The organism is Maritalea mobilis (genome assembly GCF_019800885.1).
GTDB classification, from domain to species: Bacteria; Pseudomonadota; Alphaproteobacteria; order Rhodobacterales; family Rhodobacteraceae; genus Roseibacterium; species Roseibacterium beibuensis.
The window spans coordinates 122,407-148,956 of sequence record NZ_JAHVKE010000005.1 but is presented as its reverse complement, the minus strand read 5'-3'; the positions used below and the strand labels follow the sequence as shown (position 1 = coordinate 148,956).

Genomic DNA, 26,550 nt, shown 5'->3' with positions numbered 1-26,550 from the left:
CAAAAAGGCCGCCCGAAACGGACGGCCTTTCCAGATCTTCCCATGCGGGATGGGATCAGCGACGGATACCAAGGCGCTTGATGAGGTCCTGGTAGCGGCCCTCGTCCTTGCCCTTCAGGTAATCCAGCAGCTTACGGCGCTGAGCGACCAGCTTCAGAAGGCCACGACGCGAATGGTTGTCCTTCTTGTGGGTCTTGAAGTGCTCGGTCAGCGTGGAAATACGGCTGGTCAGGATGGCCACCTGCACTTCGGGCGAACCGGTGTCGCCGTCCTTGGTGGCGTATTCCTTCATCAGGCGGGTCTTTTCTTCCGCAGTAATCGACATCGGGGTCTCCTTTCAGGATCATGGCACAAGCCGGGATGTCGTCCAGCAAGGCCCGTGGAGGGATTCGGACGCGTGGCGCGACCGGATGGGGGCGGATACTGCATTTGTCCCGGTTTGCCTAGCCCCCCTGCTTCGCCCAGTTGGCTGCATTAACCAACTTTGGCGTTGCGCGTTGACCACAACGTCCAAAGCCCGGCAATTTTCGGACAAACTGCCGCCGCATTGGCGACCCCGGTTAGGAATTATGAAACACTTGGCGTTGAAAATCCGAACCCAGACCGGCATCGGACGGGGTCGCATGATCGGCGGCACGACCGGACAGACCCGGTGAGCATAGTCAGAAGGGCATGCAGCCACTCATAGCCATGTCTCACCAAACGAGGACCTGAAAAATGCTTGCCGCCGGAGGATTTCTTGCCTTGCTGTTCATGGGCTTTGCCGCGACCGGCCTGATCGGTTCGGGCGACGAAGCCGGTGACAGCGACACGGACGACCCCACGCCAGAGGACGACATTGGCTCCGCTTCCGACACGGGCGAGGACGGCGGTGGCAATGGCCTTGCGGATCTCCTGTTCGGGTCGGATGACCCGGACGAATTGACCGGCACCGACGCCGACGACGAGATTACGGGGCTCGGCGGTGACGACGTTCTGAACGGCGGCGCGGGCGACGATACCCTCGACGGGGGCGATGGCGCCGACACGCTGGAGGGCGGAGCCGGAGACGACCACCTGATCCTCGGTGCCGATGACATGGCCAGCGGCGGCGACGGGGCGGACATTTTCGAGGTGCTTGCAACGGTCGATCTGCCCGATGGCACCGTGGCGGCCAGCGTGACCGATTTCGACCCGGCCACCGACCGCCTGATCCTCGATTTCATCGGAGAGGATGCCGACGCCCCCGACATCACGCTCGACACCGACACCAATCCCGATGGCACCTTGGTCATGGCGAATGGCGTGCCCGTGACCTTCCTCGATGGCGTCACCCTCGGCAATCTGGAGGCCATCGAAGTGGTCATGCTCGCCCCGCCCGACGCGGAGGGCGAGGTTCTGGACGGCACCCCCGGCGACGACACGATCTCGGGCGGCGACGGGGACGACACCATCGATGGCTATGCCGGCGACGACCTGCTGAATGGCGGCACGGGCGACGACGTGCTGCGCGGCCGCGAAGGGATCGACAGCCTGTTCGGTGAAGGCGGCGAAGACGCGATCACGGGCGGCAGTGGCGATGACGTTCTCGATGGCGGCAGCGAAAATGACGCCCTCTTCGGCAACGAGGGCAATGACCAGATCTCCGGCCAGACCGGAAATGACGAAGCCTACGGGGACGAGGGCGACGACACGCTGTCCGGTGGGGACGGCAACGACTTCCTCGTCGGTGGCGACGGCAATGACAGCGTGAGCGGCGGCGCGGATGGCGACCTTCTGTTCGGCGGGGGTGGCGACGACACCATGGATGGCGGCGACGGCGACGACTTCCTGCAAGGCGGGTTCGGCGCGGACAGTCTCTCGGGCGGGGGCGGCGATGACAGGATCGACGGCACGTTCTCAAGCGGCGATGGCGCGTTCGGCCCAACGGATGAAGACGATGCCGACACGCTCTCCGGCGGGGACGGCGACGATATCCTTGTCCTTGGCGCCGGGGATTTGGCGACCGGCGGCGACGGCAGCGACACATTCGCTTCGGGCGGCTATATCGCCGAGGGGGACGACGCGGGCACCGTGACCGATTTCGACCCGGCAGAGGATGTCATCGAGGTACTTTACGACCCCGACCTGACCCCAAACCCGGACATCACCATCGTCGATTTCGCGGATGGAAACGGCGCGGATATCCTGCTCAACGGCGAGGTCATCCTGCATGTCGTGGGCGCGCAAGGCCTGGACCCGGCCCTGGTCGAACTGACCGAGATGGAGCTGGAACCCGCCTAACCAGCCGCCGTGAAATGCGGCAACACGGCCGAGAGCACGGCATCGGGCGCCTCTTCCATGGCGAAATGCCCGCAGTCGGCGATCTCGCTTCCCGTCACATGCGGCGCCCAGGATCGCCACAGGTCCAACGGGTTGCCCGTGCGCGATGGAAACCCATGATCCGACCACACGAAATGCAGCGGGGCTGCGATCTGCCGGCCTGCGGCGCGGTCTTCGTCGTCGATCGCCCGGTCGATCGTCGCCCCGGCGCGATAGTCATTGCACATCGCGGCGACGCGCACCGGGTCGCCGCCCTGCGCCCGGTAGCTGTCCAAAGCATCCGGCGCGAAGGGTGCAAGGTCACACGCCACGGTCCAACTTGCCAGCGTCCAGTCGATATAGCCCGGCCCATCCGACAGGATCATGCGTTCGGGCAGCGGGCTGGGCTGCGCGAGGAAGGTCCAATGATAGGCCTTCATCGCCAACTCCGCGTTCCACGCGGCCCAGAAATCGCCGGTTGGCACGATCTCGATGATACCGATCCGCGCGATCCGCTGCGGGTGATCCAGCGCCAGCCGATAGGTCACGCGCGCGCCGCGATCATGGCCCAACACATGCGCGCGTTCGATAGACAGCGCATCCATCAGGCCCACGATGTCCTTCGCCATCTCGCGCTTGGAATAGGTGCGGTTCTCGGGATCGGTCTGCGGCGCATCACTGGCCCCATAGCCGCGCAAATCCGGCACGATCACGTGGAACCGCTCGGCCAGACGCGGCGCGATCTTGGCCCAGCACATGTGGTTTTGCGGATAGCCATGCAGCAGGATCAGGGGCTCGCCCCGTCCGGCCTGATGCACGCTCACCTCGATCCCGTTGGTTTCGATGCGCGACTGCGTGAACCCTTCAATCGCCATTTGCTGAGCCCTCCCACGGCGTCGGCTGCACGTGGTAGCCGATATAGAGCGGATGCTTCGGATGACCGGCCTTGGACAATCCGAGATGGAACAACTCGGCCCCGGCATCGCGCAACAGCCGTTCGACCTTCGCCCCGCGATCCAGATGCGCGCCATGGGTGCCCCAGGCGCAAATCACCTGGTCGGCCCAGTCGAGGCTGTCGAGGATCGCGGCGTCATTGGCCAACCCGACCGGGTCTTCCGCCTTGCGCATGTCGCGCGGGTCGGTGGCGCGCCACGCAAAGATGTTGAGCACGCGGAAGGCCCCGAACCCCAGCGCCCGGGCGCGGCGCTCGCAGCGTTCGACGGTGGGATCGTTCTGAACCTCGGTCGCCGTCGACGGGTTCAGCATGATGAACAGGGCGCGGCGGCCATCCGCGTCCCAGACCCGGGTCAGCGAATACCGATACCGCTCGCAATCAGAATAGGCCGCGACCGAGGCCGCGTCGCCCTTTTGATGTTCACGCAGGATCATGGCCAAACTGGTAATCGGCTTGAGACCCCGGGAAAAGGGGCCCCGGTGTCAAAGGTTGAACACCCGCTCCGGGTGCAACTCTCCGGCGCGGAAACGACCGACCGCCACGGGCTTGCCGTCAAACGACGCCCAGGCGAGATCGCCATATTCCACGTTCCCCGGCAGGACCTGCCCCGGATTGCCGTTCTTCAACCGGATCGCCCCCTGTTCGGTCAGCTTCAACTCCGGCAAACCATCGAGGGCGAGCGAAACCGGCGCCAGAAGGCTGTCGATCTCGGGGGTGCGTTCCAACTCGACGATCTTGTCCAGCGTGACCGCGTCCTCGATGTCGAACGGCCCGACCCAGGTGCGCCGCAGATTCACGACATGGGCGAAACAGCCAAGCTGCTGGCCGAGGTCCCTCGCGATCGAGCGGACATAGCCGCCCGATCCGCACACGAAATGCAGCTGCGCATGATCCGGGTCGGGGCGTTCGGTCAGCGTCAGCTCGTCCACGTACAGATCGCGCGCCTCAAGCTCCAGGGCCTCTCCCTCCCGGGCGAGGTCATAGGCCCGCGCGCCATCGACCTTGACGGCGGAAAACTGCGGCGGAACCTGCCGGATATCGCCAACGAAAGACGGAAGCGCCGCTTCGATTTCGGCATCGCTTGGGCGTGCATCGGATGTTTCCAGAACCTCGCCCTCGGCATCGTCTGTCGTGGTTGACGCACCGAACTTCACCAGGAAATCATAGGCTTTCAGCGCATCGCCCAGATAGGGGATGGTCTTGGTCGCTTCGCCCAGCGCGATGGGCAGCAGGCCGGTGGCATCGGGGTCGAGCGTGCCGGCATGGCCGGCCTTTTTCGCCTCGAACGCCCAGCGCACCTTTCCGACCACGGCGGTCGAGGTCATGCCCGCCGGTTTGTCGATCAGGACCCAGCCGGAAATGTCCCGTCCTTTGCGCTTGCGTGCCATCACAGCCCTCCGAGGTTCTCGTGGAAGGGCGGTCTGCTACTCCGCAGGTTCTGCGCCGTCAACGGTGTCGTCCATGACAACCCCGATGATCGGCCCCACCGGAAAGCCGAGATCCGACCGTCCGATCCCCGGCGCATGCAGGCGCGACACGCGCCCGTCGAAATAGAGCGCGTTCGGCGTTTCGAGATAATCGCGGAAGAAGCGCCCGAAATGGTGGAAATTCACCGGCTCGTCCGAGATCGCGAGGAACAGGCGTTCGCCATCCGCGCTGATGCCCACGCCGTTGCGGATATTCAGGCTGGTGCCGCTGGCCAGAAAGCGCGGATGCAAGTCGCCGTCGATCACCAGCATCGGGCCGGATTGGGTCGCGTACTGGCACTCGGGCGGATTTTCGGCGAACCGGCGGCTTTCGATCACGTCGGCCTCATGATCGTTCAGGCACAGCACGCCGTTCGGCAGCAGGCCGAAATTTCCCGGGCCGTCCGAGGTGACGATCCGCATCTCCTGCTCGCCATCCTCGATGTACAGGCCGACCGGCGACCGGTCGTCATGGAACATGCCGGCGTTCATCGCAACGCCAAGCCGCTCCCCCTCACCCAACGCGGCCTCGACCCGCGCGAAGGTGCCCAGAATCGCGCCCTGCCGATCACGAAGGAACAGGCGCAGTTCGGTCTCGCTCAGGTCGATCTCGCAGAAGGTGAAGGGCGCATTGTCGAACTCGACCGTCTCGCAGGCCTGCCCGGCAACCGGGATGGCCGCCAGAAAGGTCGACAACAGGACTTCGCGGATCATGCCTTGTCCTCCGGGGAGGCATCCTCCGCGTCCGGCGCCTCGATGTCCCGACGCACCTTTTCATCCTGAAACAGGCGGCGCGTCGCATCCATCTGGTCGAAGGTTTCGTCGATCAGGAACCGCAGGTCCGGGGCGTATTTCAGCGTCATGTCCCGCATCAGCGCGCGCCGCAATTCACCGCGGTTGCGCTTGAGCGCGTCGATCGCCTCGGCGCGTTCCCCGCCACCAAGGGGCATGACATAAACCGTCGCGATCTTCAGGTCAGGCGAGGTGCGCACTTCGCCCACCGTGATCGACATACGGTTCAACTCCGGATCATGCACGTCACCGCGCGCCAGCACGTCCGATAGCGTCCGGCGAATAAGCTCCCCAACCCGCAACTGTCGCTGCGAGGGGCCGCTTCCTTCGTGATGCCTGTTCTTGCCCATGTCGGCCTCCTTACTTGCAGCAGGTATGGCATCGACAGGCCCGTCGCAAGCGACGCCTTTCCGCCATCCCGCCGTTCCGCTAGGAAAAATGCCAAAGAAGGAGTCACAGATGAGCGATCAGGTCAAAATAGCGGTGATGGGCGCCTCGGGCCGCATGGGGCGCATGCTGGTCGATGTGGTCACGCAAAGCGACAGGGCCACCCTTGTCGGCGTGTCGGAACGGCCGGGGCATGACTGGATCGGTCGCGATCTGGGCGACTGCCTTGGGCGTCCCAGCATGGGGGTGCCGGTTTACGGCGATCCGCTGGACCTGATCGTCAAGGCGCAAGCGGTCATCGATTTCACGACCCCTGCTGCGACCCTGGCCCATGCCGAGCTGACCGCGCAGGCGCGGACGGTCCACGTGATCGGCACCACCGGCCTGACGGACGAGGATATCGCCAAGCTCGACGCCGCCGCCCGCCACGCGACCATCGTGCGCGCCGGCAACATGAGCCTTGGCGTGAACCTTTTGACCCGCCTGACGCAACAGGTTGCCGCCGCGCTGGACGAGGATTTCGACATCGAAATCGTCGAGGCCCATCACAAGCACAAGGTCGATGCCCCCTCGGGGACCGCGCTGATGCTGGGCGAGGCCGCCGCCGCCGGGCGCAACGTGGCGCTGAACGATGTCTCGGACCGGGGCCGCGACGGCATCACCGGCGAACGCGAGGCCGGGCATATCGGTTTCTCGGCCATTCGCGGGGGTGATATCGTCGGCGAACATGACGTGATCTTCGCAGGCGCGGGCGAGCGGATCATCCTGCGCCACGTTGCCACCGACCGCGCCATCTTTGCACGCGGTGCGTTGAAAGCCGCGCTTTGGGGGCAAGGGAAAGGCCCCGGCCACTACTCTATGGCAAGCGTTCTCGGCCTCGCTTGATCGCCTGCGTCCACCCGCTATCTCCCGCTTCGGAACGCGACAACCGAACAGGGAGAATGGACCATGCTGCGCCATTTGACGGGTCCGGCCGCCTTTTGCGCCGGAGTGCTGCTGGGCATGACAGGCACCGCCAACACGGCGATGGCCGAGGAATTCTCGACGCTCACCACGCGGGACAGTTTCGTGCGCCTTGTCGAAGGACGTGAACTTAGCCGCTTTGGCATCCGCTTGACGGTGACGCCGGACGGTCAGATCGTCGGCCGCGCGTTCGGCACGCGGGTGACGGGGGCGTGGAACTGGAACGAAGGCTATTTCTGCCGCGACCTCTACTTCGGGTCCGAGGATCTGGGCTTCAATTGCCAGGTGGTCGAAGTGTCGGGTGAAACCCTGCGCTTCACGTCGGACCAGGGCGCAGGTGAATTCGCCGATCTGACCCTGCGCTGAGCAGACGTCAGAAATCGATGGCGATGCCCTTCTTTTCCCAATCGCCGTAGCGCACCGGCTCGGGCCCGTCGCGGCCGCCAAGTTCGACGGGCAGGTCCAATTCCTTGGCCTTCTTGCGGCGCTCCTCGGCTTCGGCCAGCGCGCGCTGTGCAGCGGGCGGCAGATCCTGCGGGGTATCGGTGGTGTCGGCCATGAAAGTCGTCTCCGGCTTGTGCGCAAGCTGGCCCTGATATACGCCGCTGGGGTTTTCAGACAAGGACTTGGGCAAGCATGGCGACCGAAGGGCGCGGCAAGGGCAGCGGCAACACGCAAACCGGCGGGCGAGGTAAACGCCGCCCCTCAGGGCGTCGCATGGCCGGACGCGCACCGCAATCGCCGGACCGCAGTCTGGTCGCGCGGCAAGCGGCGCTTTCGGCCCTCGACCAGGTGCTGCGCCAGAAACGGATGCTGGCCCACCTGCCGCAAGCCGCCGGTCTTGCCCCGCCCGAGGCCGCGCGCGCAATGCGCCTTGTGATGATGGTCTTGCGCCATGTCGAACCGCTGGACGCGGTGATCGCGCAATTCGTCGAGCGCAAGCCGCAACCGGCCACCCTTGCCCTTCTGCGCCTTGGGGCGGCGGAGTTGCTGATCGCGCAGGAAGAAGCCCACGGCACGGTCAACGCGATGGTCACCATCGCGCGCGGAAGCCGACGCACCGAACGCGCGGCGGGATTGGTCAACGCTGTCCTGCGCCGCATTGCCGAGGCCGGCGCGGAGATGTGGCAGGATCATACACCGCAACGCCTTCCCGGGTGGATCGGTGGCCCCGTCAAGAAACGCTGGGGGGCCGAGGTGCTTCGCGCGATCGAAGCCGCGCATGAAAAGGGGGCGCCAGTCGACATCACGCCCAAGCATACCGATACCGACCTGCCGGGAGCCGAGCGCGTGCCGACCGGCAGCCTGCGGATGGTCGAGCCTGGCCAGATCAGCGCCCTGCCCGGCTACGCCGAGGGCGACTGGTGGGTGCAGGATGCCGCCGCCGCCCTGCCTGTGCGCCTGCTGGGCGACGTATCGGGGAAAAGCGTCCTCGACCTTTGCGCAGCTCCGGGCGGCAAGACCCTGCAACTGGCCGCCGCCGGGGCGCAGGTCACGGCGCTGGACCTGTCCGATACCCGCCTCGACAAGTTGCGCCAGAACCTCCTGCGGACCGGCCTCGGCGCTGAAATCGTCGTCGGCGATGCCTTCGACCATGCAGGCGGGCCCTATGACTGCATCCTGCTGGACGCGCCCTGCACCGCCAGCGGCACGATCCGCCGCCATCCCGACCTGCCCTTCGTCAAGAAATGGCACGAGGTCGAAGAGTTGACGCGCCTTCAGATGCGGATGATCGACCACGCGCTGACCCTTCTGAAACCGGGCGGCAGGCTGGTCTATTGCACCTGCTCCCTGCTGCCGGTCGAGGGCGAGCATCAGGTCACCGCAGCGGTCAAGCGCCACCCCGGCCTGTCCGTCCTGCCCGCCGACCCCGCCACGCTTGGCGGCGATCCGAAGTGGGCCAGCGCCGAAGGCGGCTTGCGCTTGCGGCCCGATTTCTGGCCGGACCGCGGCGGGATCGACGGGTTCTACATGGCCTGCCTCGTGAAGGACGCGGCTGCTGCGTGACTCCCACGCGGGGGCACGGTAGTCTTGGCGCCAATCATAATCCCGAGCAGAAACCGGGCCACATGTCCGACACGCATCTCAGCGATCCTTCACCGTCTGCGGCGCCCCGCCCACGGCCCGGCACCGGCGGCCGCGTGGCCAATCGGCTTGCCGCGCTGAGCGCCGGGTTCAGCGGTCGCGTGCGCGGCTTTTACTGGCGGCCAGAGCCCCGCTTTCCCGGCTCGGCGGCCCGCGGACGCCAGTTGATGGCGGGAAATTACCGCATGGGGGGCGCCCTGATCGAAGCGCCCGGGCAAAGCCCGTGGGATATCGCGCCCCCCAACGACCTATTCGAGGAGTCGCTGCACGGGTTCGACTGGCTGGACGATCTCGCCGCGATCCCGAATGACGATGGCCGTGCCACCGCTCAAAGCTGGCTTATCGACTGGATGCGGCGCTATGGGCGCGGCGCGGGTCCGGGCTGGACCCCCGATCTGACCGGACGGCGCCAGATTCGGTGGATCAGCCACGCCCTTTTCCTGATGAACGGCATGGAATCGGCAGATACCCGCCGGTTCATCACGACCCTCGGAAGGCAAGCCCGGTTCCTTGAACGGCGCTGGCGCAAGGCCTCTCCGGGCCTGCCGCGGTTCGAGGCGCTGACCGGGCTGATCTATTCGGCCTGCACGCTGATCGGGATGGAACCCGAACTCGACCCCGCACTGCGCGCGCTGGCGCAGGAATGCGCGCAGGAAATCGACGCATCCGGCGGCATCGTCACGCGAAACCCGGAAGAATTGCTAGAGGTGTTCATCCTGCTCACCTGGGTGATGCAGATCCTGTCAGATACCGGGAAGGAGCCGGACCCGGCGGTGAACACGGCCATCGCCCGGATTGCCCCGACGCTGCGCAGCCTGCGCCATGTCGATGGCGGCCTCGTGCGCGCCCATGGTGGCGGGCGCGGCGCACCGGGGCGGCTGGTCAGCGCGCTCGTGCAAAGCCGCGTGCGCCCGTCCAACACCAGGGGGCTAGCCATGGGCTTTGCCCGGCTGGCGACCGACAACGTCTCCGTTATCATCGACGCGGCCTTGCCGATGCAGGGGCCGCGCAGCGCCAATGCCCATGCCAGTACGCTGGCTTTCGAGCTGACCAGCGGGTCCGAGCCGCTGATCGTCAGTTGTGGATCGGGCGCTCGGTTCAGTGCCGACTGGCGACGCGCGGGGCGTGCCACGGTCAGCCATTCGACACTTTGCCTCGAAGGGTACTCGTCCTCGCGACTGGCCCCGAAGGCATCGGGCATCGCCCCCGAGAAGCAGCCTTTCGCCGATGGTCCAAGCGACGTGGCGGTGCAGGAATCTTCGATGAAAAGCGCCGCGGGCATTGCCCTGTCGCATGACGGCTGGCGCAAGACACACGGGCTGATCCATCTGCGCAGCCTCACGCTGGAAGACAACGGTTCGCTCCTGCGGGGCGAAGATGCGCTGGCCGCGATGACCAGCGCGGATCGGTTGCGCCTCGACCGGGTCTATAGGCGCCTGCCGCGCGGCCTTGGTCTCAAGTATACCCTCCGCTTCCACCTTCACCCCGATGTCGAGGCCGAGATGGACCTTGGCGGCACCGCCGTGTCGCTGACACTGGCCTCGGGCGAGACATGGGTTTTCCGTCACACCAGTTCCGCCGAACTCAGCCTGCAGCCCTCGGTTTACCTCGACAGCGCCCGCCTGAAGCCGCGCGCGACAAAACAAATCGTTCTCACCGCCCGCATGAAAGGCTATGGCAACGCCATCAGTTGGAGCCTTGCGCGCCCCACCGCCTTCCTGCCCGCGCCGGTTGGCTTTTCCCGCGCCTGAGGCGACAAAGCCGCGACCAAGCTTAAGGAACCCCTTTGATGACACTCGTGCCCGTGCGCCGCGCCCTCCTTTCCGTTTCCGACAAGACCGGCCTGGTCGACTTCGCCACCGCGCTGGCCGGTCGCGGGGTGGAGCTTTTGTCGACGGGTGGCACGGCCCGCACCCTGCGTGACGCCGGGTTGACCGTGATCGACGTGGCCGAGGTCACCGGCTTCCCCGAGATGATGGATGGCCGGGTCAAGACGCTGCATCCCAAGGTGCATGGCGGCCTTCTGGCACTGCGCGACAACCCCGAGCACGTCGCCGCGATGGAAGAACACGGGATCGGCGGCATCGATATGCTGGTCGTGAACCTCTACCCGTTCGAGGAAACGGTCGCGAAGGGCGCCGACTACGACACCTGCATCGAGAATATCGATATCGGCGGCCCTGCCATGATCCGCGCCGCGGCCAAGAACCACGCCCATGTCGCCGTTGTCGTCGATACCGAGGACTACGCCGCGATCCTGTCGGAGATGGGGGAAAACGACGGCGCGCTCGGCTATGCGCTGCGTCAACGCCTCGCCCAGACGGCCTATGCCCGGACCGCCGCCTATGACGCCGCCGTGTCCAACTGGATGGCCGGGGCCACCAACGAATTCGCGCCGCGTCGTCGCGCCTTTGCGGGCACGCTGTCTTCGACCCTGCGCTATGGCGAGAACCCGCACCAGAAGGCGGCGTTCTATGTCGAGGATGCCTCGCGCCCCGGTGTCGCCACCGCCGTGCAGCACCAGGGCAAGGAGCTGTCGTACAACAACATCAACGACACCGACGCGGCCTTTGAACTGGTGGCCGAGTTCAACCCCGAGGATGGCCCGGTCTGCGCGATCATCAAGCACGCCAACCCTTGCGGCGTCGCGCGCGGCAAGACGCTGACCGAGGCCTATATGCGCGCCTTCGACTGTGACCGCACCAGTGCCTTCGGCGGGATCGTCGCGCTGAACCAGACGCTGGATGCCGCGACCGCCGAGAAAATCGTCGAGATCTTCACCGAGGTCGTCATCGCCCCCGAAGCGACCGACGAGGCCAAGGCCGTTTTCGCCGCAAAGAAGAACCTGCGGCTGCTGACGACCGGCGGGCTGCCGAACCCCGGCCACACGCCCCTGACCGTTCGGCAGGTGTCGGGCGGTCTGCTTGTGCAGGACAAGGACACCGGCCGCATCGACGAGGAAGACCTCAAGCCTGTGACCAAGCGGCGCCCGTCGGCGGCAGAGATGTCCGACATGGTCTTTGCCTGGTCGGTCGCCAAGCACGTCAAATCCAACGCCATCGTCTATGTCCGCGACGGGGCAACGGTCGGCATCGGGGCGGGCCAGATGAGCCGGGTGGACAGCTCGACCATCGCGGCGTTGAAGGCCGAGCGCATGGCCCGCGACTGCGGCCTGCCCGAAAGCCTCGCCAAGGGGTCGGTCGTGGCTTCGGACGCGTTCTTCCCCTTCCCTGACGGTCTGCTGGCCGCTGCGGCGGCGGGCGCGACGGCTGTGATCCAGCCCGGCGGATCGATGCGCGACGCCGAGGTGATCGAGGCCGCCGACGAGGCCGGCCTTGCCATGCTCTTCACCGGCATGCGCCACTTCCGCCACTGACCGGAGCAAGCGACAGGTAAAGCGATGCGGCTACTCTACATCTCGGCCATCGTCTGGTTCGCCCTCGACCAGATCAGCAAGTATCTCGTCCTGCATTGGGCCGGTCTGGTCGAGCAGGGCGTGATCGAGGTGTTTCCGCCCTATCTCGTGTTCCATCTCGGCTACAACACGGGCATCAATTTCGGCCTGTTTGCAGGCGGGCCCGAGACCACGCGCTACCTGCTGATCGGAATCGCCCTCGTGATCTCGGCCTGGCTCTTGTGGTGGGCCAAGAACGGCATGCACCGCCGAATCTCGTTCCTGTCTGCCGGGGCCGTCATCGGCGGTGCGCTGGCCAACACGCTCGACCGGGTGACGCAAGGGGCGGTCATCGACTTTCTCAACATGTCCTGCTGCGGGATCGACAACCCCTTTGCCTTCAACATCGCGGATGTCGGAATCGTCGGCGGGGCCATCGGCTTGCTGATCTTTGCCGATACCTCCAAGATGACCCCGTGACGGATCACTGCGTTTGCGCTAGACCCGTGGCCGCGTAAAGGAGGGCCGCATGACGCGTCTGACAACATCTGCGATTCTCGGTGTCGCCTTGCTGGCCCTTGCGGCCTGTAGCGGCGGGACGCCGACGCTCATGAACCTGACCAACCGTGAGGCCGGGCCAGACGAGTTTTCCGTTGTCCCGAACGAACCGCTGCAAATGCCCGACAACCTGCGCGAATTGCCCGCGCCGACGCCGGGCGCGCGCAACCTTGCCGATCCCGACCCCGAGGGGGACGCAATCGCGGCCCTTGGCGGCAACCCGACGCGCGCCGCGCGCGGATCGGCTGGCCTGATCCAGCACGCCACCCGGTTCGGTGTCAGCCCCAACATCCGGCCCACCCTTGCCGCCGAAGACGAGGAATTCCGCCGCCGCAATGATGGCCGGTTGCTGGAACGCATGTTCGGCACGACAGTGTACTTCCGCGCCTATCGCAGCATGTCGCTGGACCAGTATGCCGAGCTGGAACGTCTGCGACGCGCGGGCGTCCGCACGCCCACGGCTCCGCCAGCCCAGTGACGCAACGGGTCACGCCCCGATCGCGTCACGCTTGCGTCAACATCCGTTGATGCCGGGCCGCAGCCCCATATTTATTCTGTCATGTGGTCAATGCGGAGGATGCGCATGTTGCGTCGCTTGATTCTCGGGCTCGGTCTTGCCCTGTCGCCCGCCCTCGTGCTGGCGGACGAAACCGTAAGCGAATTCACGCTCGAAAACGGCATGGATGTCGTGGTGATCGAAGACCCGAATTCCCCGGCCGTGGTGCACATGGTCTGGTACAGGGTCGGGGCGGCAGACGAACCGCCCGGCGTGTCCGGGATCGCGCATTTCGTCGAACACCTCATGTTCAAGGCGACCGACGAGCTTGAAACAGGCGAATTCAGCCGCATCGTCGAAGAGAACGGCGGCTCTGACAATGCCTTCACCAGTTGGGATTACACCGGCTATTTCCAGCGCGTCGCCGCGGACCGCCTCGGCCTGATGATGCAGATGGAAGCCGACCGCATGGTGGACCTCCAGTTCATCGAGGACGAGATCACGACCGAACGCAGCGTGATCCTCGAAGAACGTGCGCAACGCACGGACTCGAGCCCCGGCGGCCTGTTCAACGAACAGATGCGCGCGGCACTTTTCCTGAACCACCCCTACGGCGTCCCGATCATCGGCTGGCGCCACGAGATGGAAGAGCTGGATATCGGGGACGCGCGCGCCTTCTATGACGCGCATTATGCGCCGAACAACGCCATCCTGGTCGTCGCAGGCGGCGTCACCCCCGACGAGGTGCTGGCACTGGCCGAGGAACATTACGGCCCGATCCCCGCCAACCCCGAGATCGTCGAGCGCGCGCGCCCAAGCGAACCGCCGCACATCGCGGACCGCCGCTTTGTCCTTGCGGACGAGCGCGTCGCGAACCCCTATGTCGCGCGCAACTACCTCGCGCCGGTGCGACGCCCCGGCGATCAGCAGGAGGCCGCGGCCCTGACCCTCTTGGCGGCAATCCTCGGCGGGTCCGGCACCACATCGGAACTGTCGCAACGGCTGGAGCTTGAAAACCCCCGCTCGATTTTCACCTCGGCCTATTACGACGCGACCAGCCTCGACCCCTCGACCTTTTCGGTGGTCAACGTTCCGCTGCCCGGCCTGTCGCTGGAAGAGGCCGAAGCCGACCTCGACGCGGCCATCGCCGCCTTCCTCGAAGAGGGTGTGGACCCTGACCAGTTCGACCGTATCCAGTTCCAGATCCAGGCGGACGCCATCTATTCCGCCGACGACACCCAAGGTCTGGCCCGCCGCTACGGGACGGCCCTGACCAGCGGCCTGACCGTCGCCGACGTGCAGGCGTGGCCGGATGTTCTGGCCGAAACCACCATCGACGACGTGATGGCGGCCGCGCAGCGCCTGTTCACCGAAACGACCTCTGTCACCGGGTACCTGACCCGACCCGAAGAGCCCGCAACCGAGGAGATGACCCAATGATCCCCCGTTTGACCGGGCTGTTCACGGCCCTGACCCTGCTCGTCTCGACCCCGCTTTCGGCGACCGAGATCGACGTGCAGGACATCACCTCGCCCGGCGGTATCGACGCCTGGCTGGTCGAGGATCACAGCAACCCGTTCGTCGCTATCGAGATCTGGTTCGTCGGGGGCGCTTCGCTGGATGCCGAGGGCAAGCGCGGCGCGATCCACCTGATGACCGGCCTTCTTGAAGAAGGCGCGGGCGACATGGATTCGACCGCCTTCGCCCAGGCCGCCGAGGGGATGGCCGCCAGTTTCAGCTTCGGTGCCTATCGTGATGCGGTGACGGTTAGCGCCCAGATGCTGACCGAGAACCGGGATGCGGCGGCCGACCTCTTGCGCGCCGCCCTTGTCGAGCCGCGCTTTGACGAGGACTCGATCGAGCGCGTGCGCGGTCAGGTCATCTCGATCATCGAAGGTAATAGCCGCGACCCCGATGACATCGCCTCCAGCACCTTCAATGCGCTTGGATATGGCGACCACCCATATGGTTCCGCCCTCGAAGGGACGGTCGAAAGCGTCTCGGCCCTGACCCGCGATGACCTCGTCGCAGCCCATGACGCGACCCTGGCGCGCGACCGCGTGGTGGTCGGGGCGGCGGGCGACATCACGGCAGAGGAGCTTGGCCTTCTCATCGACCGCATCCTCGGCGACCTGCCGGCGGAGGGTGCGCCGATGCCGACACAGGCCGAGTGGGGCCTCTCGGGCGGTGAAACGGTCATCGATTTCCCCTCGCCGCAATCGGTCGCCGTGTTCGGCCACGAGGGCATCGCCCGCGATGACCCCGATTTCTTCCCGGCATTCGTGCTGAACGAGGTTCTGGGCGGCGGTGGCTTCCGCTCGCGCCTGATGCAGGAAGTGCGCGTCGAGCGCGGGCTGACCTACGGCATCTCGTCCTATCTTTCGCTTGCCGATTACGGGCCACGCGTCGTGGGCCAGTTTTCGTCCTCGAACGACCTCGTCGCCGACGCCATCGAGGTGATCCGTGCGCAATGGGCCGACATCGCCGAGAACGCGATCACCGAAGAAGAACTCGCAGCCGCACAGCGCTACCTGACCGGGGCCTACCCGCTGCGGTTCGATGGGAATGGCCGCATCGCCGGCATCCTTGCGTCGATGCAGGCCGATGACATGCCACTGGACTACATCGCGACGCGCAATGACCGCGTGAATGCCGTCACGATCGAGGATCTTCGCCGCGTGGCCGCGCGCATCCTGCGCCCCGAGGACCTGCATTTCGTGGTGGTCGGGCGCCCCGAGGGCCTGCAAAGCGACGGCTAGGCAAAGCGGCGGGGGGGCACAGCCGAGCCTTTCCGAATCCCGCCGGGGCATGCTAGGTATCGTGGCATGCCCCTCGGTGACCCCAATATAAGCGACACACGCCCGGTTATTCGTCAACTCGACGATGCCGCGATCAATCGCATCGCGGCGGGCGAGGTGGTCGAACGCCCCGCAAGCGCGGTCAAGGAACTGGTCGAGAACGCCATCGACGCGGGCGCGCGGCGCGTGACCATCGAGGTGGCCCATGGCGGCAAATCGCTGATCCGCGTCACCGATGATGGCTGCGGCATGGGACCCGGGGACCTGCCGCTGGCGCTGAGCCGCCATGCGACCTCCAAGATCGACGGCAGCGACCTTCTGAATATCCGCAGCTTCGGCTTTCGCGGCGAGGCGCTGCCCTCGCTCGGCGCCGTCGGGCGGTTGACCCTCACCAGCCGGAGCCAGGGCGATAGCGCCCACGAATTGCGGGTCTCGGGCGGAGAGATGGGCCGGGTCAAACCCGCCGCCCTGTCGCGGGGGACCGTGGTCGAGTTGCGCGACCTGTTCTACGCCACGCCCGCACGGTTGAAATTCCTGCGCTCCGACCGGGCCGAGATGCAGGCGATCTCCGATGTGGTGAAACGTCTGGCCATGGCCGAACCCGCCATCGGCTTCACCCTCAAGGACGTGACCGAGGCCGAGCGCGTCACCTTCCGGGTCGATGCCGAACAGGGCGAGTTGTTCGCGGCGCTGCAATCGCGCCTTGCCGCGATCCTCGGGCGTGAGTTCGCCGAGAACGCCTTGGCCATCGACGCCGACCGCGAAGGCCTGCGCCTGACCGGCTACGCCGCCCTGCCCACCTATTCGCGCGGCTCTGCCGTGGCGCAGTACCTGTTCGTGAATGGCCGCCCTGTCCGCGACAAGCTTCTGGTGGGCGCGTTGCGCGCCGCCTACATGGATTTCCTCAGCCGCGACCGGCACCCCGCCGCCGCCCTTTTCATCGATTGCCCGCCCGAACGCGTGGACGTGAACGTGCACCCCGCGAAATCCGAGGTCCGCTTCCGCGAACCGGGCGTTGCCCGCGGCCTGATCGTCTCGGCCCTGCGCCATGCCCTGGCCGAGGCCGGGCATCGCGCCTCGACCACCGTGGCCGGGGCCACCCTCGGGGCGTTCCGCCCGGAGCCGACCGACCAGCCCCGGATCTACCAGATGGACCGCCGCGGCTGGGACCGGCCCAGCCCGTCCGCGGTTGCCGCCGCGCGCGACTGGCAGGCCCCGGCCGAACAAGACGGGTTCGCCGAAGATGCACCCCTGTGGGAAGCTTCCCCGTCGGCTCGGGTCGAGCCGCCACAGCCCGACACCGTCGCCCATCTGCAAGACAAACCGCTCGGGGCCGCGCGCGCGCAACTGCACGAGAACTACATCCTCGCCCAGACCCGCGACGGCATGGTGCTGGTCGATCAGCACGCCGCGCATGAACGGCTGGTCTATGAACGCCTGAAACGCCAGATGGCCGAACACGGCATCGCCCGGCAGGCCCTGCTGATCCCCGAGATCGTCAATCTCGGCGGTGATGCGGACCGCCTTCTCGACCGTGCCGGAGAGTTGGAAAAGCTGGGCCTGATCATCGAAGCCTTCGGGCCGGGCACGGTTGCCGTGCGCGAAACCCCTGCCATCCTCGGCGAGGTGAATGCCGAGGCCTTGCTGCGCGACATCCTCGACGAGTTGGACGACCTCGGCGACAGCACGATGCTCCAATCCCGGATTGAAGCGATCCTCAGCCGCGTCGCCTGCCACGGGTCTGTCCGGTCGGGACGCAGGATGAGTGCCGACGAGATGAACGCGCTCCTGCGCGAGATGGAGGCGACGCCCCATTCGGGTCAGTGCAACCATGGCCGACCCACCTATGTCGAACTCAAACTGGCCGATATCGAACGGCTTTTCGGGCGCACATGATCCAGATCGGTGACATCACCCTCGACCTGTCCGATCCCGCCACCCTCTGGCCGCTCCTGGCCGGGGCCGCGATCCTTGGGCTGATCCTTTGGCTTCTGGTCACCTCGGCCTCGCGCACGCGCCGGTCGATGGAGGTGGTCGAGCACCTTGCCCGCGGGCAGGAGCGGCTGGCCGAACGGGTGCAGGCCACCTCGGACGGGCAGGCGCAGGCCAATCTCCAGATCATGCAGACGATGGAGGTGCGGCTGTCCGAAGTGCAGACCGCCATGGCCGAGCGCATGCACGAGGCCGCCAGCCGCCAATCGCAGAACCTTGCCGCACTTCAGGAACGCCTGAACGAGCAGTTGCACGTCAACGCGCTGAAACAGGGCAACGCGCTGTCGGATCTGCAGGAGCGCATGAACGAGCAGATGGCCCAGAACGCGCTGAAACAGGCGCAGGTGTTGGCGCAGTTGAACGAGCGGATCGACAAGACGCTGGCCGGATCGTCCGAGAAAACGACCGAGTCGCTGGCGAAACTTCAGGAACGGCTGGCCATCATCGACAAGGCCCAGACGAATATCGAGAAACTGTCCTCGGACGTTCTGGGGCTGCAGGATATCCTGTCGAACAAGCAGCGCAGGGGCATGTTCGGGGAAATCCAGCTTAACGATATCGTGGCGAACGCGCTGCCCTCGGACAGCTACGCCTTCCAGACAACACTGTCGAACGGCAAGCGCGCCGACTGCATGATCCTTTTGCCGAACCCGCCCGGCCCCATCGTGATCGACGCCAAGTTTCCGCTGGAGGCCTACGAGGCGCTGATGGTCGCCGAGGGGCAGGAGGCGCAGCGCAGGGCCCTTCGCGACCTCGCCGCCGCTGTGCGGGTCCATATCAAGGCCATCGCCTCGAAATACATCCTCGAGGGCGAGACGGCGGATGGCGCGCTGATGTTCCTGCCCTCCGAGGCGATCTATGCCGAGCTGCATGCCCGCCTGCCCGAGGTCGTGCGCGAAGGCTTCGACAACCGCGTCTGGATCGTGTCGCCCACCACCTGCATGGCGACCCTCAACACGATGCGCGCGGTGATGAAAGACGCCCGGATGCGGGAACAAGCCGGCGAGATCCGCAAGGCGCTGAAGAACCTGCACCGGGACGTGGAGATCATCGAGGAACGCGCAGGCAAGCTGGAAACACATCTGCGTCAGGCGGGCGACGATGTCTCGGGTATCCTGACCGCTACCGCGCGCGCCGGAAAGCGGGCAGAACGCCTCGATAATTTCGACTTTGAGGAACTCGCGCCCGAAAGCGGCGACACCGCCGGGATCGTGAACCTGCCGCGCCGTTGAGCCGAAAAATCTTCTAAAAGATTTTTCGGCCCGGATCAGAGCGCGCCGAAGACCTTCTGCAGGATCGCGTCAAGGCGTGACGCGTCGGTTTCGGTGAAGGCATCCGGTTGATCGCTGTCGATATCCAGAACGGCGATGACCGCTCCTTTGCCGTTTCGCACCGGGATGACCAGTTCCGACCGCGTCGAGGACGCGCAGGCGATATGGCCGGGGAAGGCGTCAACGTCCGGAACGAGCTGCGTTTCGCCGGTGCGTGCAGCAGCCCCGCACACGCCCTTGTCGAAGGGAATCAGCAGGCAGCCGTGTCCGCCCTGATAGGGTCCGATCTTGAGCAGGCCGGGTTCGGTGACCCGGTAGAAGCCGGTCCAGTCGAACCGGTCGTCAGCATGGTGGATCTCGCAGGCGAGCGTGGCCATCAGGGCGACCTCATCGGTTTCGCCATGGGTCAGGCTTGCGATGGTCTTCTCGAGATCGGTGTAGTCAACGTGCATGGGGACGCGCTTTCGTCTGGCAGGGATGCGGGGGCTGCCTGCCCCCGCGCCCCCGGGAGTTTTCGGGCCAAGATGAAGGGGTCAGACGCGCTCGATCGCGATGGCGGTGCCTTCGCCACCTCCGATGCAGATCGCGGCGACACCGCGTTTCAGGCCGCGCGCCTCAAGGGCGTTCAGAAGGGTGACCATGATCCGGGCGCCGGACGCACCGATGGGGTGGCCGAGGGCACAGGCCCCGCCATTCACGTTCACCTTGTCGCGCGGCACGCCAAGCTCACGCATGAACGCCATCGGGACCACGGCGAAGGCTTCGTTGACCTCCCACAGGTCGACATCGTCGATGCCCCACCCGAGGCGCTCCAACAGCTTGCGCGCCGCAGGGACGGGCGCCGTGGGGAATTGCGAGGGGGCCTGGGCATGGCTGGCATGCCCGAGGATCCGGGCGCGAACGGTCAATCCCTTGGCCTCGGCCACGTCGGCACGCGCCAGGACGAGGGCGGCCGCGCCATCCGAGATCGAGGAGCTATTCGCCGGGGTCACCGTGCCCCCGTCGCGGAAGGCGGGCTTGAGCTGGGGGATCTTCTCGGGGCGCGCATTGCCGGGCTGTTCGTCGACCGAAACGGTGGTGTCGCCCTTGCGCGACCGGACGGTGACCGGCGCGACTTCGCGCGCAAAGGCACCGGTTTCGATCGCCGTCAGCGCATTCGACAGCGACCCCAGCGCGTAATCATCCTGCGCTTCGCGGGTGAACTGGAACGCCTCGGCGCAATCCTCGGCGAAGGTCCCCATCAGGCGCCCCTTGTCATAGGCGTCTTCCAGCCCATCGAGGAACATGTGGTCATAGGTTTTCTGATGGCCGATCCGGGCCCCGGCGCGCATGGCGGGCAAGAGGTAGGGCGCATTCGTCATGCTCTCCATGCCACCTGCGACCATGATGTCGGCCTGGCCGAGGGCCAGCCTGTCCCATGCCATCATCGCGGCTTTCATGCCCGATCCGCACATCTTGTTAAGCGTGGTTGCCGGCACTTCTTCGCCCAGACCCGCCTTGAAGCCCGCCTGTCGCGCCGGGGCCTGGCCCTGGCCGGCCGGCAGAACGCAGCCCATCAGCAGTTCGTCCACCTGGCCGGGGTCGACCCCGCCGCCCTCGAGCGCGGCCTTGATGGCAACGCCCCCCAATTCGGCGGCAGCAACCCCCGAGAGCGCCCCCTGGAATCCCCCCATCGGCGTGCGGGCTGCGCCTGCGATCACGACCTCGTCCATCGGTTTCCCCCCTGCTGGATACGATTTGGCAAGACTTTCGACCTAGGCTCTTACCAGAGCCAAGGACAGGAGTGCACCGATGAATCTCAGTTTCGAAACTCGGCAGGGCGTCGGGATCGTGCATGTCGAACATCCAAGGATCGACGCCAGTGTCGCGATCCGGTTCAAGGACCGCTTTCGCGAGGTGACACGGGATGCACCGGGCGATGTGATCCTCGACCTCGACCAGGTCGAATTCATCGATTCCAGCGGCCTCGGCGCGGTGGTCGCGGCGCGCAAGCTCCTGCCGGCGGGGCGGGGCCTTGAACTGGCGGCGCTGCAACCGGCGGTGGACAGGGTCATGCAACTGACGCGGATGAACACCGTCTTCCCGATCCATGACACCCTTGACGCGGCGGTCCGGCAGCGGGACCGAGCGTCAGATTAGCGTGATGGACAACACGCCGATCACCGTCCCGGGAAAATGCCCCATCGCGCCCGCTCGCCTGCGCCTGGACCTTGAAGCGAGCCCTGACGCGGTGCGCGCGGCCCTATTGGATATCGGGGATCGGTTGAAAACCTGGGGCCTGTCGAAAAGCCAGCAGACCGACACGCAGATCGTGCTGGCCGAGGCGCTGAACAACGTCGTGGAACACGCCTATCCAACGGATGCAGGCGGGCGCATCCGGGTCGAGATTTCCAGAACCGAACACCACATCGATTGCGCCATTCGCGATTCCGGGACCCCCATGTCGGAAGGGCCGCTTCCCGGGGCCGCCCTGCCCGCCATCGCGGCCACCGCGGTGCAGGATCTTCCCGAAGGCGGCTTCGGATGGGTGCTGATCCGGCAATTGACCACGGGGCTGCGCTATTGCCGGGTCGAGGACGAGAATCGCCTGACCATGCGCCTGCGCCTGGGCTGAGCGGCGAGATGCCCCGATATCCGGCTATTTGCCACCGGATTGCCCTAATCCAATCGTATCGATGCCCCGAATGACCGCGATAACAGAGTTGTAGCTGCAGAGGCTTCCCTCGGCGTCGCGCGTATCAAGCCCCCACCCAGTGTGCGGCGTCGAGGTCTTCTGCGGCTCCTTCCTGAAAATCTCCAACTCAAGCATCTTGCCCCTGCCTGTCGACGGCTTAGGGTTCGCGCGGGACTTCATCGCACGGGAGACAGGGATGCGAGACTTTCACACACCGGGCCGGTCAGCCGTTTTCGCCGAGAACGGCATATGCGCAACGTCGCACCCGCTGGCCGCGCAGACCGCCGTGTCGATCCTTCAGCAGGGCGGCAACGCGGTCGATGCCGCGATCGCGGGCGCGGTGCTTTTGGGCCTGTGCGAACCGGCGATGACGGGGATTGGCGGGGATTGTTTCGTGCTGGTCAAACCGGCCGGCAGCGAGGACATCATCGCCCTGAACGGGTCGGGCCGGGCGCCCGCGGCCCTGAGCGGCGCCGCCCTGCGCGAGGCCGGGCACAGCGCGATGCCGGTTTTCGGAAACCCGGCCTCGGTCACCGTGCCGGGCGCGATCGATGCGTTCTGCACCCTGTCCGCCGATCACGGGAAACTGGGGCTGGCCGATATTCTCGCGCCCGCGATCCACTATTCCGATCACGGCGTTCCGGTGGCCCCGCGTGCGGCCTTCGACTGGGCCGGGTATCACGACAACCTGACCGGCGCGGCGAGGGACTTCTACCTGGTGGACGGCGTCGCGCCGCGCCCCGGCCAGATCTTCCGCCACCCGAAGCACGGCGAGGTTCTCCGCCGCATCGCCGCCCAGGGACGCGAGGCGTTCTACGAGGGCGAGGTTGCCGAGGACATGGTCGCATCGCTGCGCGCCCTGGGCGGCGTGCACACGCTTGATGATTTCGCGAAGACGCGCTGCGACTACACCACCCCGATCAGCGGCACGTACAAGGGTATCGAACTGGTCGAGCATCCGCCAAACGGGCAAGGCGCGACCGCGATCCTGCTGGCCAACATCCTTGCCGAATTCGACCTGCCGTCGATGGATCCCTTCGGCACGCTGCGCGCCCATATCGAGGCCGAGGCCACGAAACTGGCCTATGATGCGCGCGACCGGTTCCTGTCGGACATGGATCACATGACCCGTCTGGCCCACATGCTGGACCCGGCAACGGCGAAAAAGCTGGCCGCGCTGATCGATCCGTCCCGCGCCATGGCCAGCGCCAAGCCGCTGACCGAAGCCGTGCACAAGGAAACGATCTACCTGACCGTGGTCGACCGCGACCGCATGGCCGTGTCGCTGATCTATTCGGTGTTCAAGGACTTCGGATCGGGCATCGCGTCTGACAAGTTCGGCATCCTGTTCCAGAACCGCGGCGCGGGCTTCACCCTCGAAGAAGGCCACCCGAACGAGGCCAATGGAGGCAAACGCCCGATGCACACGATCATCCCCGCCATGCTGCGGCAGAACGGGCGCGTGATCATGCCGTTCGGGGTGATGGGGGGTCAGTATCAATCCACCGGTCACGCCCGGATGGTGACCAACATGGTCGACTACGGCCTCGGCCCGCAGGAGATGATCGACGCCCCCCGCTGCTTCAGCGAATACGGCGACATGAAGGTCGAGACGGGCTATTCCGACACGGTGCGGCAAGAGCTTGCGGATCTGGGGCACAAGGTGTCGACCCCGCCCGTGGGCATCGGCGGGGCTCAGGCGATCCGCATCGACCACGACCTCGGCGTGCTCGAAGGCGGGTCCGATCCGCGCAAGGATGGCATCGCCCTGGGCTATTGAAACGGCAGGCCGGCGCGCGCGTCCCGTGCGCGCCGGTCAGTTCAGCTGGTATTCCAGCGGGTAGCGGCCTTCCTGGAATTCCCCGAACAGGTCGGGCAGGTCGGGGTGGTCTACCGGCTCTCCGGTCTCATCCGGAACCAGGTTCTGTTCCGAGACATAGGCGACGTAATAGGTGTGATCGTTCTCGGCCAGCAGGTGATAGAAGGGTTGCTCTTTCGCAGGGCGTACCTCTTCCGGGATCGCGTCATACCATTCCTCGGTATTGGCGAATTCCGGGTCGATATCGAACACGACACCGCGGAACGGATGTTTCCGGTGCCGGACGACCTGACCGATATTGTACTTGGCGTGAGTCTTCAGCATGGCATAAGCCCCCTGATACTTCCCTAACCAAGAGGCGGGGGGCTTGTCCATGCGGGCGGGCCGATTCGCGCGGAAACAGACTGTGGAACTCGCCCTGACAGTGATTCGGATCACGGCGCCGGTCTTCATCCTGGCCAGTATCGGTTACGGGTGGCGGCGCGCCGGCTACGACTACCCGACCGAGTTCGTGACGCGCCTCGTGATGACGCTGGCCGTGCCTTGCCTGATCTTCACCGCGCTGATGCAGACCGAGGTCGATCCCGCCGCCCTGACCGCCCTCAGCCTTGCCGCGCTGGCTGCTTATGCCGCCGTGATCGTCGTGACCTGGGGCATCATCGCCGCCCTGGGGATGGATCGCGCCAGCCTGCTGGCCCCGCTCGTCTTCGGCAACACCGGGAATATCGGCCTGCCGCTGGCCCTGTTCGCCTTTGGCGAGATCGGGCTGGACCTTGCGGTGGTCGTCTTCGCCGCCATGGCGCTTCTGACCTTCACGATCGGCCTCTGGATGGTTGCTGGCGCCGCGCGCCCGGCCCGTGTCCTGCGCGAGCCGATCCTCTGGGGCACGATCCTGGGGGCGCTGTTCCTGTGGCAGGGCTGGCAAACGCCCGTCTGGCTGACCAATACGCTGGAACTGGTCGGACAGATCGCCATTCCGCTGATGCTGATCACCCTCGGCGTCGCGGTCGCGCGGCTGCAACCGGGGCGGATCGGGCAGGCCGTTGTTCTCTCCGCCGTCAAATTCGCGATCTGTCTTGCGGCGGGCATCGCGGCGGGCCACCTTTTCGACCTCGATCCGGTGCCCTTCGCGGTGCTGACCCTGCAAATGGTCACGCCGGTCGCTGTCACGTCCTACCTTCTGGCGGAACGCTACAAGGTCGATGCCGAGGCCGTGGCGGGCCTTGTCGTCGTCTCGACGCTCATGGCCGTTGTTGCCCTGCCGATCACATTGTCGTTTCTTCTCTGACGTTGCGGCAGCGCCGTGGTTCCCATGAGGGCCCATCTCGCGTATGATTCCACGCAACAAAGCCCGAATGGGCACAAAAACCCGAGCAGGATCCATGAAAAGAACCCTTCTTGCGCTTTGCGTGCTGGGCGTCTTGGCCGGTTGCGGTTCGCGCGAATTTTCCGCGCCGCGCAACCTCGACAATGCGTGCGCCCTTGCCGAAGAGCGGCCGCAGTATTTCCGCGCCATGCAGCGCACGGAACGCGAATGGGGTGTTCCCGTTCACGTCCAGATGGCCACCTTTCACCAGGAAAGCCGCTTTGTCGGCGATGCCCGCCCCCCCCATGTCTACGCGCTGGAGATCATCCCGATGGGCCGCATGTCCTCGGCCTTTGGCTACAGCCAGGCGCTTGATGGGACGTGGCAAGAATACCTCGCCGACACGCGCAATCGCCGCGCCCGCCGCGACGACATCCGCGATGCCACCGATTTCATGGGCTGGTACATGAACCTCAGCCTCGAGCGGAACGGCATCCCGCTGGACGACGCGCGCAACCAGTATCTCGCCTATCACGAAGGGCACGCAGGCTATCGCCGCGGCAGCTACCGCAGCAAGCCGTGGCTGATGCGCGTGGCCGACCGGGTCGCGGAACGGGCCGCGATCTACGAGGCGCAGCTGGCGACCTGCCGTTAAGCCAGGTCAGTCGCCGCGTCGGCGCTGAATTTCCTGGGTGATGCTGAACCGGGTCAGCGGGATGCTCCCGCCTTCCTCCAGCGCGCCCAGAACGACGGTGGTTTCCGCCCCGGTCTCGTCGCGCACGATCCATTGACGCAGTTCGATCGGGTCAGGCGTGAAGACCATGGTCAGCGACCCGATCTCGGGACGGTCCGGGTCTTGCGCGACCACGCGCGTCGAAGTCCCGTCGAACTCGTGCCGCACCACCATGTTCGACCGGCTCAGATCGACCTGTTCGTCCAGAATGATCGACAGCGGTGTTTCGCGCAGCGGGTATTGATCGGGCCGCGTGTTGGACCGCCCGTCGAAAATGGCCACTTGCTGACCGCCCGCCATCACCAGCAGATCGTCGCCCGCATACTCGAACCGCATGTTGCCGGGCCGGCGCAGATAGAGATGCCCGGTCGAGACCGTCCCGTCATCGTTGATCTGCGTGAAATCGGCCTCGGCGGTTTCGATCCCGTTCAGGTAGCGGGAGATCGCGTTCAGCGGAATGGCGTCGGCCAGCGCCGGAACAGCGGCGGTCGAGGCAAGCACGAGGGCAAGGAGGACCTGTTTCATGACACCTATCTAGGAACGCCGTGCCACGCGGGCCAAGTCCCTGCACTCTCCGCTCG

At 65.9% G+C, this 26,550-nt stretch carries 28 protein-coding genes; 17 read left to right on the top strand and 11 right to left on the bottom strand.

Annotation, left to right across the window (positions count from 1 at the left end; all coding sequences use genetic code 11):
- Window positions 1–55: 55 nt before the first annotated feature.
- A complete protein-coding gene (rpsO, locus tag KUV65_RS16665) occupies window positions 56–325 on the bottom strand; it encodes a 30S ribosomal protein S15 (protein WP_222191865.1) in 270 nt (89 codons plus the stop codon).
- 392 nt (window positions 326–717) lie between these two features.
- Here rpsO and KUV65_RS16660 point away from each other — a divergent pair, with 392 nt between their 5' ends.
- Window positions 718–2,262 (top strand): calcium-binding protein, encoded by a 1,545-nt coding sequence (locus KUV65_RS16660; RefSeq protein WP_222191864.1) that lies wholly within the window; start codon window positions 718–720, stop codon window positions 2,260–2,262.
- On the opposite strand, the gene KUV65_RS16655 is transcribed toward KUV65_RS16660, so the two are convergent.
- The 5 genes from KUV65_RS16655 to rbfA are packed head-to-tail and all read right to left on the bottom strand — an operon-like array spanning window position 2,259 to window position 5,843.
- A complete protein-coding gene (locus tag KUV65_RS16655) occupies window positions 2,259–3,155 on the bottom strand; it encodes an alpha/beta fold hydrolase (RefSeq protein WP_222191863.1) in 897 nt (298 codons plus the stop codon). The genes KUV65_RS16660 and KUV65_RS16655 overlap by 4 nt on opposite strands.
- A complete protein-coding gene (locus KUV65_RS16650) occupies window positions 3,145–3,669 on the bottom strand; it encodes a DUF1643 domain-containing protein (RefSeq protein WP_222191862.1) in 525 nt (174 codons plus the stop codon). The genes KUV65_RS16655 and KUV65_RS16650 overlap by 11 nt, the downstream gene beginning before the upstream one ends.
- A 48-nt stretch (window positions 3,670–3,717) precedes the next feature.
- Window positions 3,718–4,623, bottom strand: coding sequence for a tRNA pseudouridine(55) synthase TruB (truB, locus tag KUV65_RS16645; protein ID WP_222191861.1), 906 nt, complete (start codon window positions 4,621–4,623; stop codon window positions 3,718–3,720).
- A gap of 36 nt (window positions 4,624–4,659) precedes the next feature.
- A complete protein-coding gene (locus tag KUV65_RS16640; RefSeq protein WP_222191860.1) occupies window positions 4,660–5,415 on the bottom strand; it encodes a phosphodiester glycosidase family protein in 756 nt (251 codons plus the stop codon).
- A complete protein-coding gene (rbfA, locus tag KUV65_RS16635) occupies window positions 5,412–5,843 on the bottom strand; it encodes a 30S ribosome-binding factor RbfA (protein WP_222191859.1) in 432 nt (143 codons plus the stop codon). Before rbfA ends, KUV65_RS16640 begins: the two co-directional genes overlap by 4 nt.
- A 109-nt stretch (window positions 5,844–5,952) precedes the next feature.
- Between rbfA and dapB the strand changes: the two genes are divergently transcribed.
- Both dapB and KUV65_RS16625 read left to right on the top strand, forming a co-directional pair.
- Window positions 5,953–6,765 (top strand): 4-hydroxy-tetrahydrodipicolinate reductase, encoded by an 813-nt coding sequence (dapB, locus tag KUV65_RS16630; RefSeq protein ID WP_222191858.1) that lies wholly within the window; start codon window positions 5,953–5,955, stop codon window positions 6,763–6,765.
- Between the two features lie 63 nt (window positions 6,766–6,828).
- On the top strand, window positions 6,829–7,209 hold the full coding sequence (locus KUV65_RS16625; protein ID WP_222191857.1) for a hypothetical protein: 381 nt from the start codon (window positions 6,829–6,831) through the stop codon (window positions 7,207–7,209).
- Between the two features lie 7 nt (window positions 7,210–7,216).
- Here KUV65_RS16625 and KUV65_RS16620 read toward each other — a convergent pair whose 3' ends face one another.
- Window positions 7,217–7,402, bottom strand: coding sequence for a DUF1674 domain-containing protein (locus KUV65_RS16620; RefSeq protein ID WP_222191856.1), 186 nt, complete (start codon window positions 7,400–7,402; stop codon window positions 7,217–7,219).
- A 77-nt stretch (window positions 7,403–7,479) separates the two neighbouring features.
- On the opposite strand from KUV65_RS16620, the gene KUV65_RS16615 reads away from it, so the two are divergent.
- From KUV65_RS16615 to KUV65_RS16575, 9 genes are all read left to right on the top strand, one after another.
- Window positions 7,480–8,850 (top strand): RsmB/NOP family class I SAM-dependent RNA methyltransferase, encoded by a 1,371-nt coding sequence (locus KUV65_RS16615; protein WP_222191855.1) that lies wholly within the window; start codon window positions 7,480–7,482, stop codon window positions 8,848–8,850.
- Between the two features lie 62 nt (window positions 8,851–8,912).
- Complete coding sequence (locus KUV65_RS16610; protein ID WP_222191854.1) at window positions 8,913–10,679, top strand: heparinase II/III family protein; 1,767 nt, start codon at window positions 8,913–8,915, stop codon at window positions 10,677–10,679.
- Between the two features lie 38 nt (window positions 10,680–10,717).
- Window positions 10,718–12,304: a bifunctional phosphoribosylaminoimidazolecarboxamide formyltransferase/IMP cyclohydrolase gene (purH, locus tag KUV65_RS16605; protein WP_222191853.1), complete on the top strand. Its 1,587-nt coding sequence runs from the start codon at window positions 10,718–10,720 to the stop codon at window positions 12,302–12,304.
- Between the two features lie 24 nt (window positions 12,305–12,328).
- A complete protein-coding gene (gene lspA / locus KUV65_RS16600) occupies window positions 12,329–12,802 on the top strand; it encodes a signal peptidase II (RefSeq protein WP_222191852.1) in 474 nt (157 codons plus the stop codon).
- A 49-nt stretch (window positions 12,803–12,851) separates the two neighbouring features.
- The gene (locus KUV65_RS16595) at window positions 12,852–13,358 is read left to right on the top strand and encodes a DUF3035 domain-containing protein (protein ID WP_222191851.1); all 507 of its coding nucleotides are present in this window, start codon (window positions 12,852–12,854) and stop codon (window positions 13,356–13,358) included.
- Between the two features lie 105 nt (window positions 13,359–13,463).
- Window positions 13,464–14,816, top strand: a complete 1,353-nt coding sequence (locus KUV65_RS16590) for a M16 family metallopeptidase (protein ID WP_222191850.1) — start codon at window positions 13,464–13,466, stop codon at window positions 14,814–14,816.
- Window positions 14,813–16,135, top strand: a complete 1,323-nt coding sequence (locus tag KUV65_RS16585) for a M16 family metallopeptidase (RefSeq protein WP_222191849.1) — start codon at window positions 14,813–14,815, stop codon at window positions 16,133–16,135. The genes KUV65_RS16590 and KUV65_RS16585 overlap by 4 nt, the downstream gene beginning before the upstream one ends.
- A gap of 66 nt (window positions 16,136–16,201) precedes the next feature.
- Complete coding sequence (mutL, locus tag KUV65_RS16580) at window positions 16,202–18,070, top strand: DNA mismatch repair endonuclease MutL (protein ID WP_222191848.1); 1,869 nt, start codon at window positions 16,202–16,204, stop codon at window positions 18,068–18,070.
- The gene (locus KUV65_RS16575) at window positions 18,067–19,398 is read left to right on the top strand and encodes a DNA recombination protein RmuC (RefSeq protein ID WP_222191847.1); all 1,332 of its coding nucleotides are present in this window, start codon (window positions 18,067–18,069) and stop codon (window positions 19,396–19,398) included. Before mutL ends, KUV65_RS16575 begins: the two co-directional genes overlap by 4 nt.
- A 35-nt stretch (window positions 19,399–19,433) precedes the next feature.
- Here the strand turns inward: KUV65_RS16575 and KUV65_RS16570 are convergent, their stop codons facing one another.
- Both KUV65_RS16570 and KUV65_RS16565 read right to left on the bottom strand, forming a co-directional pair.
- The gene (locus KUV65_RS16570) at window positions 19,434–19,889 is read right to left on the bottom strand and encodes a GAF domain-containing protein (RefSeq protein WP_222191846.1); all 456 of its coding nucleotides are present in this window, start codon (window positions 19,887–19,889) and stop codon (window positions 19,434–19,436) included.
- An 81-nt stretch (window positions 19,890–19,970) separates the two neighbouring features.
- Entirely contained in the window at window positions 19,971–21,149 is a 1,179-nt protein-coding gene (locus KUV65_RS16565) for a thiolase family protein (protein ID WP_222191845.1), read from the bottom strand.
- Between the two features lie 79 nt (window positions 21,150–21,228).
- Here KUV65_RS16565 and KUV65_RS16560 point away from each other — a divergent pair, with 79 nt between their 5' ends.
- The 3 genes from KUV65_RS16560 to KUV65_RS16550 all read left to right on the top strand — a co-directional run bounded on the left by KUV65_RS16560 (window position 21,229) and on the right by KUV65_RS16550 (window position 23,891).
- Window positions 21,229–21,576 (top strand): STAS domain-containing protein, encoded by a 348-nt coding sequence (locus tag KUV65_RS16560; protein ID WP_222191844.1) that lies wholly within the window; start codon window positions 21,229–21,231, stop codon window positions 21,574–21,576.
- Complete coding sequence (locus KUV65_RS16555) at window positions 21,527–22,051, top strand: ATP-binding protein (RefSeq protein WP_222191843.1); 525 nt, start codon at window positions 21,527–21,529, stop codon at window positions 22,049–22,051. Before KUV65_RS16560 ends, KUV65_RS16555 begins: the two co-directional genes overlap by 50 nt.
- Window positions 22,052–22,307: 256 nt before the next feature.
- Entirely contained in the window at window positions 22,308–23,891 is a 1,584-nt protein-coding gene (locus KUV65_RS16550; RefSeq protein ID WP_222191842.1) for a gamma-glutamyltransferase family protein, read from the top strand.
- 36 nt (window positions 23,892–23,927) lie between these two features.
- Here KUV65_RS16550 and hspQ read toward each other — a convergent pair whose 3' ends face one another.
- Window positions 23,928–24,254 carry a heat shock protein HspQ gene (gene hspQ, locus KUV65_RS16545; protein ID WP_222191841.1) on the bottom strand — a complete coding sequence of 109 codons (327 nt, stop codon included), beginning with the start codon at window positions 24,252–24,254 and terminating at the stop codon, window positions 23,928–23,930.
- An 82-nt stretch (window positions 24,255–24,336) separates the two neighbouring features.
- Here hspQ and KUV65_RS16540 point away from each other — a divergent pair, with 82 nt between their 5' ends.
- The gene (locus KUV65_RS16540) at window positions 24,337–25,218 is read left to right on the top strand and encodes an AEC family transporter (RefSeq protein WP_222191840.1); all 882 of its coding nucleotides are present in this window, start codon (window positions 24,337–24,339) and stop codon (window positions 25,216–25,218) included.
- Between the two features lie 94 nt (window positions 25,219–25,312).
- Window positions 25,313–25,891, top strand: coding sequence for a transglycosylase SLT domain-containing protein (locus KUV65_RS16535; protein WP_222191839.1), 579 nt, complete (start codon window positions 25,313–25,315; stop codon window positions 25,889–25,891).
- Between the two features lie 6 nt (window positions 25,892–25,897).
- Here the strand turns inward: KUV65_RS16535 and KUV65_RS16530 are convergent, their stop codons facing one another.
- Window positions 25,898–26,494, bottom strand: coding sequence for a LolA family protein (locus KUV65_RS16530; RefSeq protein ID WP_222191838.1), 597 nt, complete (start codon window positions 26,492–26,494; stop codon window positions 25,898–25,900).
- Between the last annotated feature and the right edge of the window lie 56 nt (window positions 26,495–26,550).